Source organism: Actinomadura rubrobrunea NBRC 15275, from assembly GCF_001552235.1.
GTDB lineage: Bacteria > Actinomycetota > Actinomycetes > Streptosporangiales > Streptosporangiaceae > Spirillospora > Spirillospora viridilutea.
In genome coordinates this window covers 16,984-29,799 of record NZ_BCQU01000077.1, presented here as the reverse complement: position 1 = coordinate 29,799, position 12,816 = coordinate 16,984, and the positions used below count along the sequence as shown (strand labels likewise).

Genomic DNA, 12,816 nt, shown 5'->3' with positions numbered 1-12,816 from the left:
GCTGCAGGCGCAGATCGCGGCCGTCCAGGCGGAGAAGGAGGCCGCCCAGCGGGACGCGGCCGCCGCCTGGAACCAGGCCCAGCAGGGGCGCGCCCAGGCCGACCAGGCCCGCGGGCAGGCCGAGCAGGCCAGGGCCGAGGCCGAGCAGGCGCGCATGCAGGCCGAGCAGGCCCGCGCCCAGATGGAGCAGGCCCAGGCGCAGGCCGAGCAGGCCGAACGCCGGGCCGCCGAGGCCGAGGCCACCGTCCGGCAGGCCATGGCGCAGCGGGACGCGATGAGCGAGGCCCGCGACGACGCCCTGCGCGCCGTCGAGGACGCCGTCAACGGGCGGCGCGCCGCCGAGGCCGAGCGCGACCGCGTCGCCGAGCAGGTCGCCGAGCTGTCCCGGGCGCTGGAGACCGCGCACGGGGAGCTGTCGGCGCTGCGCGCCAAGGCCGCCGACGCCGAGCTGACCGCCAAGAACCTGCAGCAGGTCGCCGCCGCGGCCGCCAAGGAGTCCGAGGACGCCCGGCGCCGCGCCGGGGAGGCCGAGCTGCGGGCGCAGGAGGCGGAGCGGCGGGCCCAGGAGGCCGACCGGCGGGCGGCGCAGGCCGCCAAGGAGCGCGACCAGGCCCTCGACACCGCGGCTCAGTCGCTGGAGGCGGCCAAGAAGGCCGAGCGCGAACGCGACGCCGCCATCCAGGCCCGCACCCAGCTCGAGCAGGCCCGGGCCAAGCTGGAGCAGGCGCGGGAGGCGGCCGAGCGGGCGCGGGAGGCCGCGGTGCAGGCGCAGGCCAAGGCCGAGTCGGAGCTGACGCTGGCCCGCGGCCGCGCCGAGAAGGCCGAGCGCGAGCGGGACAAGGCCGTGGCCGGGATGCGGCAGATCGCCGCCGAGCGCGACGCGGTCGCCGAGAAGCTCGCCGAGCGCGAGCAGTGGGTCGACCAGCTCGCGCAGGCGGTCACCGAGCAGCGCGCGGCCATCGCCGAGCTGTCGCAGGAGCGCGACAGCGCCCGCAACGCCGCCGACCAGGCGCGGTCGCTGATCGACGAGCTCACCCGGCAGCTGCGCACCATCATGCCGACCGCCGCCCCGCGGATCTGACCCGAGGGCGCCGCCGTCCGGAGCCGCCCGGCGGTCCCGCCCGCGGCTCCGGACGCCGAATCGACGGCGCGGCCTCCGTCCCGGGGCCGCAAACGGCCACGGGACGGGGGTGTGCGCCTCCGACCAGGGGCCGTGCGCGGTCCCGGGAGCGCGTCCCGGACGGCGCGGGCACGCGCTGCTGATATCCTGGTGGCCCGTGGACAGTGCGGTGGACACCTTGCGATGAACACGCGATGGACGCCGCCTCAGCAGCGACCACGGGAGCGCCTTCTTTGCCTTCGGCAGACATTGGTAGAACGCGTCCTACCAAGCATTTGTTCGTCACCGGCGGTGTCGCCTCCAGCCTCGGCAAGGGGCTGACCGCGTCCAGCCTGGGGCGGCTGTTGGCCCTGCGCGGCCTGCGGGTCACCATGCAGAAGCTGGACCCGTACCTGAACGTCGACCCCGGCACCATGAACCCGTTCCAGCACGGCGAGGTCTTCGTGACCGACGACGGTGCCGAGACCGACCTGGACATCGGGCACTACGAGCGGTTCCTCGACACCGAGCTGCACGGTTCGGCCAACGTCACCACCGGCCAGGTCTACTCGAACGTGATCGCCAAGGAGCGGCGCGGCGAGTACCTGGGCGACACCGTGCAGGTGATCCCGCACATCACCAACGAGATCAAGGACCGCATCCGCGGCATGGCCGACGGGGACGTCGACATCGTCATCACCGAGGTCGGCGGCACGGTCGGCGACATCGAGTCGCTGCCGTTCCTCGAGGCGGTCCGGCAGATCCGGCACGAGATCGGCCGGGAGAACTGCTTCTTCCTGCACGTGTCGCTGCTGCCGTACATCGGGCCGTCCGGGGAGCTGAAGACCAAGCCCACCCAGCACTCGGTGGCCGCGCTGCGCTCCATCGGCATCCAGCCCGACGCGATCGTGTGCCGCTCGGACCGGCCGATCACCGACGGGCTGCGCAACAAGATCAGCCTGATGTGCGACGTCGACCGCGAGGCCGTCGTGTCGGCCGTGGACGCCGCCAGCATCTACGACATCCCCAAGGTGCTGCACGCCGAAGGCCTCGACGCCTACGTGGTGCGGCGCCTGGGGCTGCCGTTCCGGGACGTGGACTGGGGCGCCTGGGACGAGCTGCTGCGCCGGGTGCACCGCCCGGCCCGGGAGGTCACGATCGCGCTGGTCGGCAAGTACGTCGACCTGCCCGACGCCTACCTGTCGGTCACCGAGGCGCTGCGGCACGGCGGGTTCGGCAACGACGCGCGCGTCAACATCCGCTGGGTCAAGAGCGACGACTGCGAGACCCCCGAGGGCGCCCGCCGCGAGCTGGACGGCGTCGACGGGGTGCTCATTCCCGGCGGCTTCGGGGTGCGCGGCATCGAGGGCAAGATCGGCGCGGTCCGGCACGCCCGGGAGAACCGGATCCCGCTGCTCGGCATCTGCCTGGGCCTGCAGTGCATCGTGATCGAGGCGGCCCGGTCGCTGGCCGGGCTGGCCGACGCCGACAGCGCCGAGTTCGACCCGGACACCCCGCACCCGGTAGTGGCGACCATGGCCGACCAGGTCGACGTGGTCGCCGGGGAGCGCGACATGGGCGGCACGATGCGCCTGGGCCTGTACCCGGCCGACCTGGCCGAGGGGTCGCTGGTGCGCGAGCTGTACGGGGAGGCCAAGGCGTCCGAGCGGCACCGGCACCGCTACGAGGTCAACAACGCCTACCGGGAGACCCTGGAGAAGGCCGGGCTGCGCTTCTCCGGCCTGTCGCCGGACGGCCGCCTGGTGGAGTACGTCGAGCTGCCGCGCGAGACGCACCCGTTCTTCGTCGGCACGCAGGCGCATCCGGAGTTCCGCTCCCGCCCGACCCGGCCGCACCCGCTGTTCACCGGCCTGATCGCGGCCGCGCTGGACTACGCCGCCGCCCGGGACCGCGCCGACGCGGTGACCGCCCCGTGACGGGCGGCCCCGAGCCCGGCGGCGCCGCGCTCGGGCCGGACGACGTGCGCGACCGGCCCGAGCGCTGGGAGGTCGTCGGCAGCGGCGTGGAGTTCGAGGGGCACGTGTTCCGGGTGCGGCGCGACCGCGTCCGCATGCCCAACGGCGACCGCATGGAGATCGCCCAGCGGGACGTCATCGAGCACCCCGGATCGGTCGGCGTCATCGCGCTCGACGACGCCGACCGGGTGCTGCTGCTGCGCCAGTACCGGCACCCCGTCGGCCGGCTGCTGTGGGAGGCGCCCGCCGGGCTGCGCGACGTGCCCGGCGAACCGCTGCACAAGCTGGCCGAACGGGAGCTCCTGGAGGAGGCGGGGTACCGCGCCGCGCGGTGGCACACCCTGGCCGACGTGCTGCCGTCCTCGGGCATGTCCGACGAGAGGGTGCGGATCTTCCTGGCCCGCGACCTGACCGAGGTGCCCGCCGAGGAGATCGACTTCGAGCGGGTGCACGAGGAGGCCGACATGCCGGTGGTGTGGGTGCCGCTGGACGAGGCGGTCCGCAAGGTGTTCGCGGGGGAGATCCACAACATGATCGCCTCGCTGGGCATCCTGGCGGTGCGGGCGGCGCGGGCGCGCGGCTTCCGCGACCTGCGCCCCGTGGACGCCCCGGAGGACTGACCCGCCGCCGCGCCGGAACCGCCGCGACGTGCGGCGTCGCGAGGCGGGGCGCGACATGCCGCCGGGCGGCGCGTCGATCAGGTCTCGCGGAGGCGCCGAAAGCGGCATGATGGGGCAGGTCCCTGTCGGTCACCCCCGCCCGGAAGAGGTGCCGCACTGTCACCGAGCACACCCGGCCGGAACGGCGCGCCCCCCGATGCCGGACAGGGTCCCCCGCGGGGGGCCGCCGACGAGCGCGGCCGCGTCCCGGACGGCCTCGGCGACGGCCCGGACGGCGGCGCGTCCCCGCTGCGGTCCGCCGTGGCCGCCTACCTGGGGCATCTGGCCGTCGAACGGGGCCTCGCCGCCAACACTCTCAGCTCCTACCGCCGCGACCTGCGCCGCTACCTGGCGGTGCTGACCGCCCGCGGCCGCACCGCCATCGACCAGGTCAGCGAGGACGACGTGCGGGCGTTCCTGGTGGGGCTGCGCGAGGGCGACGCCGACCATCCGCCGCTGTCGGCCGGTTCGGCGGCCCGCGCCGTGGTGGCCGTGCGGGGGCTGCACCGCTTCGCGCTGCGCGAGGGCCTGGCGTCCGCCGACCCGGCCCGTGACGTCCGTCCGCCCACCCCGCCGCGGCGGCTGCCCAAGGCCATCTCCGTCGACGACGTCGAGCGGCTGCTGGCCGCGGCCGCGGGACCGGGCGGCGACGCCACCGCGCGCGGGCTGCGCGACCGGGCCCTGCTGGAGCTGCTGTACGGGTCGGGCGTGCGGATCTCCGAGGCGGTCGGCCTGGACGTCGACGACCTGGACCTGGACGAGGGGTTCGCCCGCGTCCGCGGCAAGGGCGGCAAGACGCGCGTGGTGCCGATGGGCGACTACGCGCGCCGCGCCGTCGAGGCGTACCTGGTGCGGGCCCGTCCGGAGCTGAGCGCGGCCGGACGCGGCAGCCCCGCGCTGTTCTTGAACGCGCGCGGCGGGCGGCTGTCGCGGCAGGGCGCGTGGATGGTGCTGCGCGCCGCGGCCGAACGCGCCGACCTGAAGGACGTGTCCCCGCACACGCTGCGGCACTCGTTCGCCACGCACCTGCTGGACGGGGGAGCGGACGTGCGGGTCGTGCAGGAGCTGCTGGGCCACGCGTCGGTGACGACAACGCAGGTGTACACGCTGGTCACCGTGCAGATGCTGCGCGAGGTGTACGCCACGTCCCACCCCCGCGCCCGCGGCTGAGCCCGGCGCGCGCGCCGGTTTCCGGGGGTGGAATGCGCGGAGGGATGAACAGGACGTATCAGGGTCAGACAAAACACGCCCATCGGCGCGCGTCGGCTTGAGAGGCGCGGTGGCAGGCCCTAGAGTCCCCAACCTGGATGGCAATGTCCGGGCCAGCCGGGGAGGGATCTGGTGACCAGCACAGAGGCTGCGGGGGGAGTCCTGTCCTCCGCCACCATCGAGACCGATCCGAGTCTTGCCCTCGGACCGACCCAGCGGCCGGTGCCGAACTTCCCCGAACCCGAGCCCCTGGACGAGCACGGACCGGCCCGCATCGTCTCGATCTGCAACCAGAAGGGCGGCGTCGGCAAGACCACCACCACCATCAACCTGGGCGCCGCGCTGGCCGAGTACGGCCGCCGCGTGCTGCTGGTGGACTTCGACCCGCAGGGCGCGCTGTCGGTCGGGCTGGGCAAGGGCGACCCGCGCCAGCTCGACATCACGATCCACAACCTGCTGCTGGAGCCGGACACCGAGTGGGAGGACGTCGTCATCGACACCGGTGTCGACGGCATGGACCTGCTCCCCAGCAACATCGACCTGTCCGGCGCCGAGGTGCAGCTGGTGCACGAGGTCGGCCGCGAGTACATCCTCGCGGGCGCGCTGAAGTCGGCGGTGCCGCACTACGACTACATCCTCATCGACTGCCAGCCGTCGCTCGGCCTGCTCACCGTGAACGCGCTGGCCGCCAGCCAGGGCGTGCTGATCCCGCTGGAGTGCGAGTACTTCGCCATGCGCGGGGTGGCGCTGCTGATGGAGACGATCGATAAGGTCCAGTCGCGCATCAACCCCGCGCTGCAGATCGACGGCGTGCTCGGCACCATGTACGACTCGCGGACCCTGCACACCCGCGAGGTGCTCGGCCGCATCGTCGAGGCGTTCGGCGACAAGGTGTTCCACACCGTCATCAACCGCACGGTGCGGTTCCCCGACGCGACCGTGGCGGGCGAGCCCATCACGTTCTTCGACCCGACCTCCATGGGCGCCAACGCCTACCGCAGCCTGGCCCGCGAGCTGCTGCAGCGCTGGGCGCAGACCGAGGCCGCCGCCGGCTGACGCGCCCGTCCTCACTCTTGAGAGCGAGGACGGAGCCGGGCCCGCGCGGCGATACTGGAGGACGGCCGCCCTCCCTGAACGAGGAGTCGACGTGGCGTCCCCCACCGTCCGCCTCATCGTGCGCCTCATCGCCCGCGTGCGCCGTCTCGCCGCACGCGCGGGCGCGCCGCCGCCGGGCGCGGTCGACGCTGTCATCGCCGCCGTGTGCGGCGCCTACGTCACCGTCCACGCCGCGGTCGACGGTCGTCTTGCCTGGTGGGTGGCGCTGCTCGCGACGGCGGCGTCGGTGCCGCTGCTGTGGCGCCGCCGACGCCCGTCCCTGGTCGCCTGCGCCGTCGGCGCCGGGACCGTGGCGATGCACCTGAGCGACGTCCTCACCGACCTGCCCGCCGCGCAGCTCGTGGCCACCTACACCTTCGCCGCGCTGTGCCCGCCGGTGCGGCGGCTGGTGCTCGGTGCGGTCACCGCCGTCGTCCTCGCGGCGGCGGTCCTGCTCGGCTCGGCGCAGACCCTCGGCCCGGGCGGAACCGGGGCGAAGCTGCTCGTGGCGGCCGCGCCGTTCGTCGTGGCGTACGCGATGGGCACCTCGGCCCGGGCGCGCCGCGACCGCATCGCGATGCTGGAGGAGCGGGCGCGCCGCCTCGCCGAGGAGCAGGACGCGGCCGCCGCCCGCGAACGCGAGCGGATCGCCCGGGAGATGCACGACATCCTCGCCCACTCGATGAGCATGGTCGCCGTGCAGGCCGAGGCCGGTCCGGTGGCGGTGCGCAGCGACCCGGCCCGCGCCGAGGAGATGTTCGACGCCATCTCCGACACCGCGCGCGAGGCGCTGGCGCAGCTGCGCCGCACCCTCGGCGTGCTGCGCGCCGACGAGCCGTCCCGCCGCCCGCAGCCCGGCCTGGAGGCCCTGCCGGCGCTGATCGCGGGGGTGCGGCGCGCCGGCCTGGACGTGTCGCTGGAGGAGGACGGCACGGCGCGGCGCGTCCCCGCCGACCTGTCCGTGACCGCGTACCGCGTCGTCCAGGAGTCGCTGACCAACACCGTCAAGCACGCGGGGGCGCGCAGCGCGCGGGTGCGGCTGCGGTGGGGCGGCGGCGCCCTGCGCTTGGAGGTGCGCGACGACGGCCGCGGCCCGAACGGCGCGGCGGGCCCCCGCGGGGAGGACGCCGCGGGGACGGGCGGGCACGGACTGATCGGCATGCGGGAGCGGGTCGCCGCCGTGGGCGGCGAGCTGAGCTACGGGCCGGGTCCGGACGGCCGGGGGTTCCGCGTGGCGGCGGTTCTGCCCCTAGAGTGACAGCGTGGCCGTCGACCGTCCGACCCGCCCCCCGATCCGCGTGCTGATCGCCGACGACCAGGCCCTGGTCCGCGACGGGTTCGCGATGATCCTCTCCGAGCAGCCGGACCTGGCGGTCGCGGGGGAGGCCGGCGACGGCGCCGAGGCGATCCGCGCGGCGCGCGAGCTGCGGCCCGACGTGGTGCTGATGGACGTGCGCATGCCGAACGTCGACGGCATCGAGGCGACCGCGGCGATCTGCCGCGACACCGACGCCAAGGTGCTGGTGCTGACGACGTTCGACCTCGACGAGTACGTCTACGAGGCGCTGCGCGCCGGGGCGAGCGGGTTCCTGCTCAAGGACATGCGGCGCCGGGAGCTGGTGGACGCGGTGCGCGTGGTGGCCGCCGGCGAGGCGCTGCTGGCGCCGTCGGTGACGCGGCGGCTCATCGCCGACGTGGTGCGGCGGTCCGGCGGCCCCGCGTCCCGGTCCGCGCCGCACGGCGACGACCCCCGCCTGGCGCGGCTGACCGCCCGGGAGACCGACACGCTGCGGCACATCGCCCGGGGGCTGTCCAACGCCGAGATCGCCCGCGCCATGGTCGTCACCGAGCACACGGTCAAGACGCACGTCAGCAGCCTGCTGAGCAAGCTGGGGCTGCGCGACCGCGTGCAGGCGGTCGTGCTGGCCTACGAGACCGGCCTGGTCCGTCCGGGGGAGACGGCGCCTCCCGCCCGTCCCTGACCCCCTCCTGCGAGGGAGACGCGCCCGCCGCGGGCCCGCTCCTCGGAGCGAGCCGGACTCCGCTCTCAGCGGTGATCCCTTCACCGCCGCTTCGGGCGAGCCTTGAGCCAGTCGTTTCCGGTCGCAAGGCCCGCACGGGCCGATGGAGGCCGTCATGCTTGGCAGAATCTCTGGTTTCTCCACGCGGCGCCCGTGGCTGGTCGTCGTGCTGTGGCTCGCCGTGGCGGCCGCGGGCTTCGGCGTCGGCGGGCGGGTGTTCGGCGTCCTGGTGAGCGACGTCGGCGTCCTGCCCGGCAGCGAGTCGGGCCGCACCGCGCAGTGGATCGAGGACAACTCGCCGAGCCCCGCGAGGCTCACCGCCGTGGTGTCCGGGCGCCCCGCGGACGATCCCGCGCTGCGCCGCGAGGTGGGCGCGGCGATGGAGGCGGTCCGGGCCGTGCCCGGCGTCGTCGCGGTCAACGGGCCGCTGGCGTCGCGGACCACCGGCCGGGCGCTGCTGGTGGAGGTCGCGCTCGCCCCCGGCGAGGGGCAGGAGGCGGCCGCGCGGGCCGCCGCCGACCGCCTGCGCGCCGTGGACGGCGCGACCGTGACCGTCGCCGGCGGACCGCTGTCGGAGCGGGAGTTCACCGAGCAGGCCCAGCGGGACGTGGCGCGCGCCGAGATGCTGAGCCTGCCGGTGGTGCTGGTGCTGCTGGTGGTGGTGTTCGGCGGGCTGCTGGCGATCGGGCTGCCGCTGCTCGTCGCGGTGCTCGGCACGGCGGGCACGTTCGGGGTCCTGTACGCCTTCAGCGCCGTCACCGACATCTCCGTCTACGCCGTCCAGGTGACGACCATGCTCGCGGTCGGGCTGGGGGTCGACTACGCGCTGCTGATGGTCAGCCGGTTCCGGGAGGAGCGCCGCGCCGACCCGGACGTGGCCGGGGCCGTCGCCCGCACCGTCGCGACCGCGGGCCGCACCGTCCTGTTCTCCGGTCTGACCGTGGCGGTCGCCCTGCTCGGCCTCACGGTCTTCCCCGATCCGTTCCTGCGGTCGATGGGGTTGGCGGGCACCGCCGTGGTCCTGGTGGACATGCTCGCCGCGCTCACGCTGCTGCCCGCGCTGCTGGCCCGCTTCGGCCGGCGCATCGCCCCCGCCAAGGCAAGGGAGGGCGGCGCCGGGTTCGCCCGGGTGGCCCGCGCCGTGCAGCGGCGTCCGCTGCTGACGCTCGCGGCGGCCGCCGCGGCGATGGCCGCGCTGGCGCTGCCCGCCGCCCGCCTGCACATCTCCCTCGGCGACCCGGGCATGCTGCCCGCGTCCACCACCACCCACCGGCTGTGGGACGAGCTGCACACCCACTTCCCCGAGCGGGCCCGCTGGTCGGACGACATCCAGGTGATCGCCCACGCCGCCCCCGGCGACCCGCGCGTGGCCGAGCTGCGGCGGACGGTCGCGGCCCTGCCCGGCGTCGCCGAGGTCCGCACCCGAGGGCTCGGACCGGCCAGGACCCTGCTGTCGGCCGTCCCGCGCGGCGACGCCGACGGCCCGGCCGCCCGCGACGCCGTCCGCGCCCTCCGCGAGACGCGCACGCCGGTGCCGGTCGAGGTCGGCGGATACACCGCCCGGCTGATCGACTACCGGGCGATGCTGGCCGACCGGCTGCCGTGGGCGGCCGCCGCGGTGGCGCTCGGCACGCTGGCGCTGCTGTTCGCGTTCACCGGGTCGCTGCTGCTTCCGGTCAAGGCGGTGCTGACGAACCTGCTCGGCATCGGCTCCGCCCTCGGCGTCGTCGTGCGGGTCTTCCAGGACGGGCACCTGGCCGGGCCGCTCGGCACCGAGGGCACCGGCTACGTCCACCTGACGGTGCCGATGCTGATCGGCGCGATCGCGTTCGGGCTGTCGGTGGACTACGAGGTGTTCCTGCTGTCGCGGATCCGCGAGCGGTGGCTGGCCGGGGACGCCCCGTCCGCCGCGGTCGCCGAGGGCCTGCGCCGCACCGGGGGCATCGTCACCGCCGCCGCCCTGACGATCGCGGTGGTGTTCGCCGGGTTCGCGTTCGGCGGGTTCGCCCCGGTCAAGGCGATCGGGCTCGGCCTGGTGACGGCGATCGTGCTGGACGCGACGGTGGTGCGCATCCTGCTCGTCCCGGCGACCATGACGCTGCTGGGACGCCGCAACTGGTGGCTGCCCGGCCCGCTGCGGCGCCTGCACGCCCGGGTGGCCCTGTCCGAGGCCGTGCCGCCGCCGCCCGCCGGGGCGGCCGCGCCGGACGACCGCGTCGGGGTGCGCTGACCCTGGTCGGGGCGGGCCGCATGCGCGGGGAGCGGCCCGCCCCGACCGGCCGCGGGCGTCGTCCCCGTGTCGTCCGCGTGTCGTCCCCTCTGGCCGGTCGACGCGGCCGCGGCCGGACTCCGCTACCGTGAGCGGCGTGGACGAGACGACGCCGGAGCCGGAGGCCGAGGAGGGCCGCGGCTTCCGCGTCCGCCTGGACAACTTCGAGGGCCCGTTCGACCTGCTGCTCCAGCTGATCTCCAAGCACAAGCTGGACATCACCGAGGTGTCCCTGGCCAAGGTCACCGACGACTTCATCGACCACATCCGCTCGCACGGCAAGGACTGGGACCTGGACCAGGCCAGCCACTTCCTGCTCGTCGCCGCCACGCTGCTGGACCTGAAGGCGGCCCGGCTGCTGCCGTCCGGCGAGGTGGACGACGAGGAGGACCTGGCCCTGCTGGAGGCCCGCGACCTGCTGTTCGCGCGGCTCCTGCAGTACCGGGCCTTCAAGGAGGTCTCGCGCTTCCTGGCGGAACGGATGGCCGAGCAGGGGCGGCGGTACCCGCGCCTGGTGCCGATGGAGCCCCGGTTCGCCAACCTGCTGCCCGAGGTGCTCCTCGGGCTCGGCCCCGTCGAGTTCGCCCGCCTGGCGGCCAAGGCCCTCACGCCCAAGGCGCCCCCGACCGTCTCCGTCGAGCACATCTACCAGCCCAAGGCCAGCGTCCGCGAGCAGGCGGCGATCGTGGTGGAGCGGCTGCGCCGGCTGCGCGCCACCACGTTCCGCGTGCTCGTCGAGGACTGCGCCGGCACCTACGAGGTCGTCGCGCGGTTCCTGGCGCTGCTGGAGCTCTACCGCGAGAAGGCGGTCGCGTTCGAGCAGGCCGAGCCGCTCGGCGAGCTGCACATCACCTGGACCGGCACCGACGACGGCGACATCGACGTCGGCGACGACTACGAAGGCTCCCGGGAGCCGGAGAAAGACAAGACCGATGACTGAACCGCCCCGCGAGGACGCCCCGGAGGGCGTCCCCGCCGACCCTGCCCTGCCGCCCGAACGGGCGCGGGACGCTTCACCTCCGGAAGGACCCGCCGCCTCGCAGGAGGCGCCTGATGCGCGGGAGGCCCGCGCCTCGCGGGAGGACACCGGTCGGGAGGACCGGGTCCCCGACGGCCTCGGCGAGGCCGTCGCGTCCCAGAACGGGGCCGAGCCGGCGGAGCCGCCCGCCGCGCAGGCCCCCGAGGACACCGTCGAGGACGCCTCCGAGGAGGCCGAGGGGCCGGGGCTGCGCGCCGCGATCGAGGCGATCCTGCTGGTGGTGGACGAGCCGGTGAGCGAGGACACCCTCGCGCGGCTGCTGGAGCGCCCGCGGGCGGAGATCGCCGCCACGCTCCGGGAACTGTCCGCGGAATACACCGCCCAGGGCCGGGGGTTCGATCTGCGGGAGGTCGGGGACGGCTGGCGCTTCTACACTCGTGACGTGTGCGCCCCGGTGGTGGAGCGCTTCGTCACCGACGGCCAGCAGGCCCGCCTCACCCAGGCGGCGCTGGAGACCCTCGCCGTGGTGGCCTACCGCCAGCCGGTGAGCCGGGCGCGGGTCTCGGCGATCCGCGGCGTCAACAGCGACGGGGTGATGCGCACCCTGATGCTGCGCGGACTCATCGAGGAGGCGGGCCGGGACCCCGAGACGCAGGCGCTCCTGTACCGCACCACCGGGTACTTCCTGGAGCGGCTGGGGTTGCGCAGCCTGGACGAGCTGCCCGACCTCGCCCCCTATCTGCCCGAAGACCTGCCAGACGACACAGTTGAGGAAAAGTGACCGACAACCAGGGCGTACGGTTGCAGAAGGTGCTCGCCGACGCCGGAATCGGCAGCCGCCGCCACTGCGAGCAACTGATCGGCGAAGGCCGCGTCACCGTCAACGGTGAGAAGGTGTTCCGCTTCGGCGAGCGGGTGGACCCCGAGCGCGACGTCATCCACGTCGACGGGCGCCGGGTGGAGACGCGTTCGGAGATGCGCTACTACGCCGTCAACAAGCCGCGCGGCGTGGTCAGCACGATGTCCGACGACAAGGGGCGCAAGTCCCTGGCCGACTTCGTGGACGTGCCCGAGCGGCTGTTCCACGTCGGCCGCCTGGACACCGACACCGAGGGCCTGATCCTGCTCACCAACGACGGGGAGCTGGCCCACCGGCTCATGCACCCCAGCTACGGCGTGCCGAAGACCTACCTGGCGGAGATCCACGGCCCCATCCCGCGCGACCTGGGACGGCGGCTGCGCGCCGGCGTCACCCTCGAGGACGGCTTCGCCAAGGCCGACCGGTTCCGCGTGTACGACCAGGTGGGCCGCCGCGTCCTCGTGGAGATCACGCTGCACGAGGGCCGCAAGCACATCGTGCGGCGGATGCTCAAGCACGTCGGGTTCCCCGTGCAGCAGCTGGCCCGCATCCAGTTCGGACCGATCAAGCTCGGCCAGCTGCGGCCCGGAACCGTCCGGGCGCTGAACGTCGTCGAGATCGGGGAGCTGTACAAGGCCGTGGGCCTGTAG

10 protein-coding genes and 1 pseudogene are annotated in these 12,816 nt (G+C 74.8%); all 11 read left to right on the top strand.

Annotated features, from left to right (window positions below; translation table 11 throughout):
* Nucleotides 1-1,081 (top strand): annotated as a pseudogene (locus tag AR3_RS31215) (hypothetical protein); the annotation flags it as partial.
* A gap of 233 nt (nt 1,082-1,314) precedes the next feature.
* Nucleotides 1,315-3,036, top strand: coding sequence for a CTP synthase (locus tag AR3_RS21740; RefSeq protein ID WP_227022999.1), 1,722 nt, complete (start codon nt 1,315-1,317; stop codon nt 3,034-3,036).
* The gene (locus AR3_RS21735) at nt 3,033-3,695 is read left to right on the top strand and encodes an NUDIX domain-containing protein (protein WP_067916312.1); all 663 of its coding nucleotides are present in this window, start codon (nt 3,033-3,035) and stop codon (nt 3,693-3,695) included. Before AR3_RS21740 ends, AR3_RS21735 begins: the two co-directional genes overlap by 4 nt.
* A 300-nt stretch (nt 3,696-3,995) precedes the next feature.
* Nucleotides 3,996-4,904, top strand: coding sequence for a site-specific tyrosine recombinase XerD (xerD, locus tag AR3_RS21730; protein ID WP_245637915.1), 909 nt, complete (start codon nt 3,996-3,998; stop codon nt 4,902-4,904).
* A gap of 216 nt (nt 4,905-5,120) precedes the next feature.
* On the top strand, nt 5,121-5,999 hold the full coding sequence (locus AR3_RS21725; RefSeq protein ID WP_227023026.1) for a ParA family protein: 879 nt from the start codon (nt 5,121-5,123) through the stop codon (nt 5,997-5,999).
* Between the two features lie 91 nt (nt 6,000-6,090).
* Nucleotides 6,091-7,296 carry a sensor histidine kinase gene (locus AR3_RS21720; RefSeq protein ID WP_067916306.1) on the top strand — a complete coding sequence of 402 codons (1,206 nt, stop codon included), beginning with the start codon at nt 6,091-6,093 and terminating at the stop codon, nt 7,294-7,296.
* A gap of 4 nt (nt 7,297-7,300) precedes the next feature.
* Nucleotides 7,301-8,020 (top strand): response regulator, encoded by a 720-nt coding sequence (locus tag AR3_RS21715; RefSeq protein ID WP_227022998.1) that lies wholly within the window; start codon nt 7,301-7,303, stop codon nt 8,018-8,020.
* Nucleotides 8,021-8,174: 154 nt separating this feature from the next.
* On the top strand, nt 8,175-10,289 hold the full coding sequence (locus AR3_RS21710; RefSeq protein ID WP_067916326.1) for an MMPL family transporter: 2,115 nt from the start codon (nt 8,175-8,177) through the stop codon (nt 10,287-10,289).
* 136 nt (nt 10,290-10,425) lie between these two features.
* A complete protein-coding gene (locus AR3_RS21705; protein ID WP_067916324.1) occupies nt 10,426-11,268 on the top strand; it encodes a segregation and condensation protein A in 843 nt (280 codons plus the stop codon).
* A 286-nt stretch (nt 11,269-11,554) separates the two neighbouring features.
* Nucleotides 11,555-12,088 carry an SMC-Scp complex subunit ScpB gene (gene scpB / locus AR3_RS21700; protein WP_067916322.1) on the top strand — a complete coding sequence of 178 codons (534 nt, stop codon included), beginning with the start codon at nt 11,555-11,557 and terminating at the stop codon, nt 12,086-12,088.
* On the top strand, nt 12,085-12,816 hold the full coding sequence (locus AR3_RS21695) for a pseudouridine synthase (RefSeq protein WP_067916304.1): 732 nt from the start codon (nt 12,085-12,087) through the stop codon (nt 12,814-12,816). Before scpB ends, AR3_RS21695 begins: the two co-directional genes overlap by 4 nt.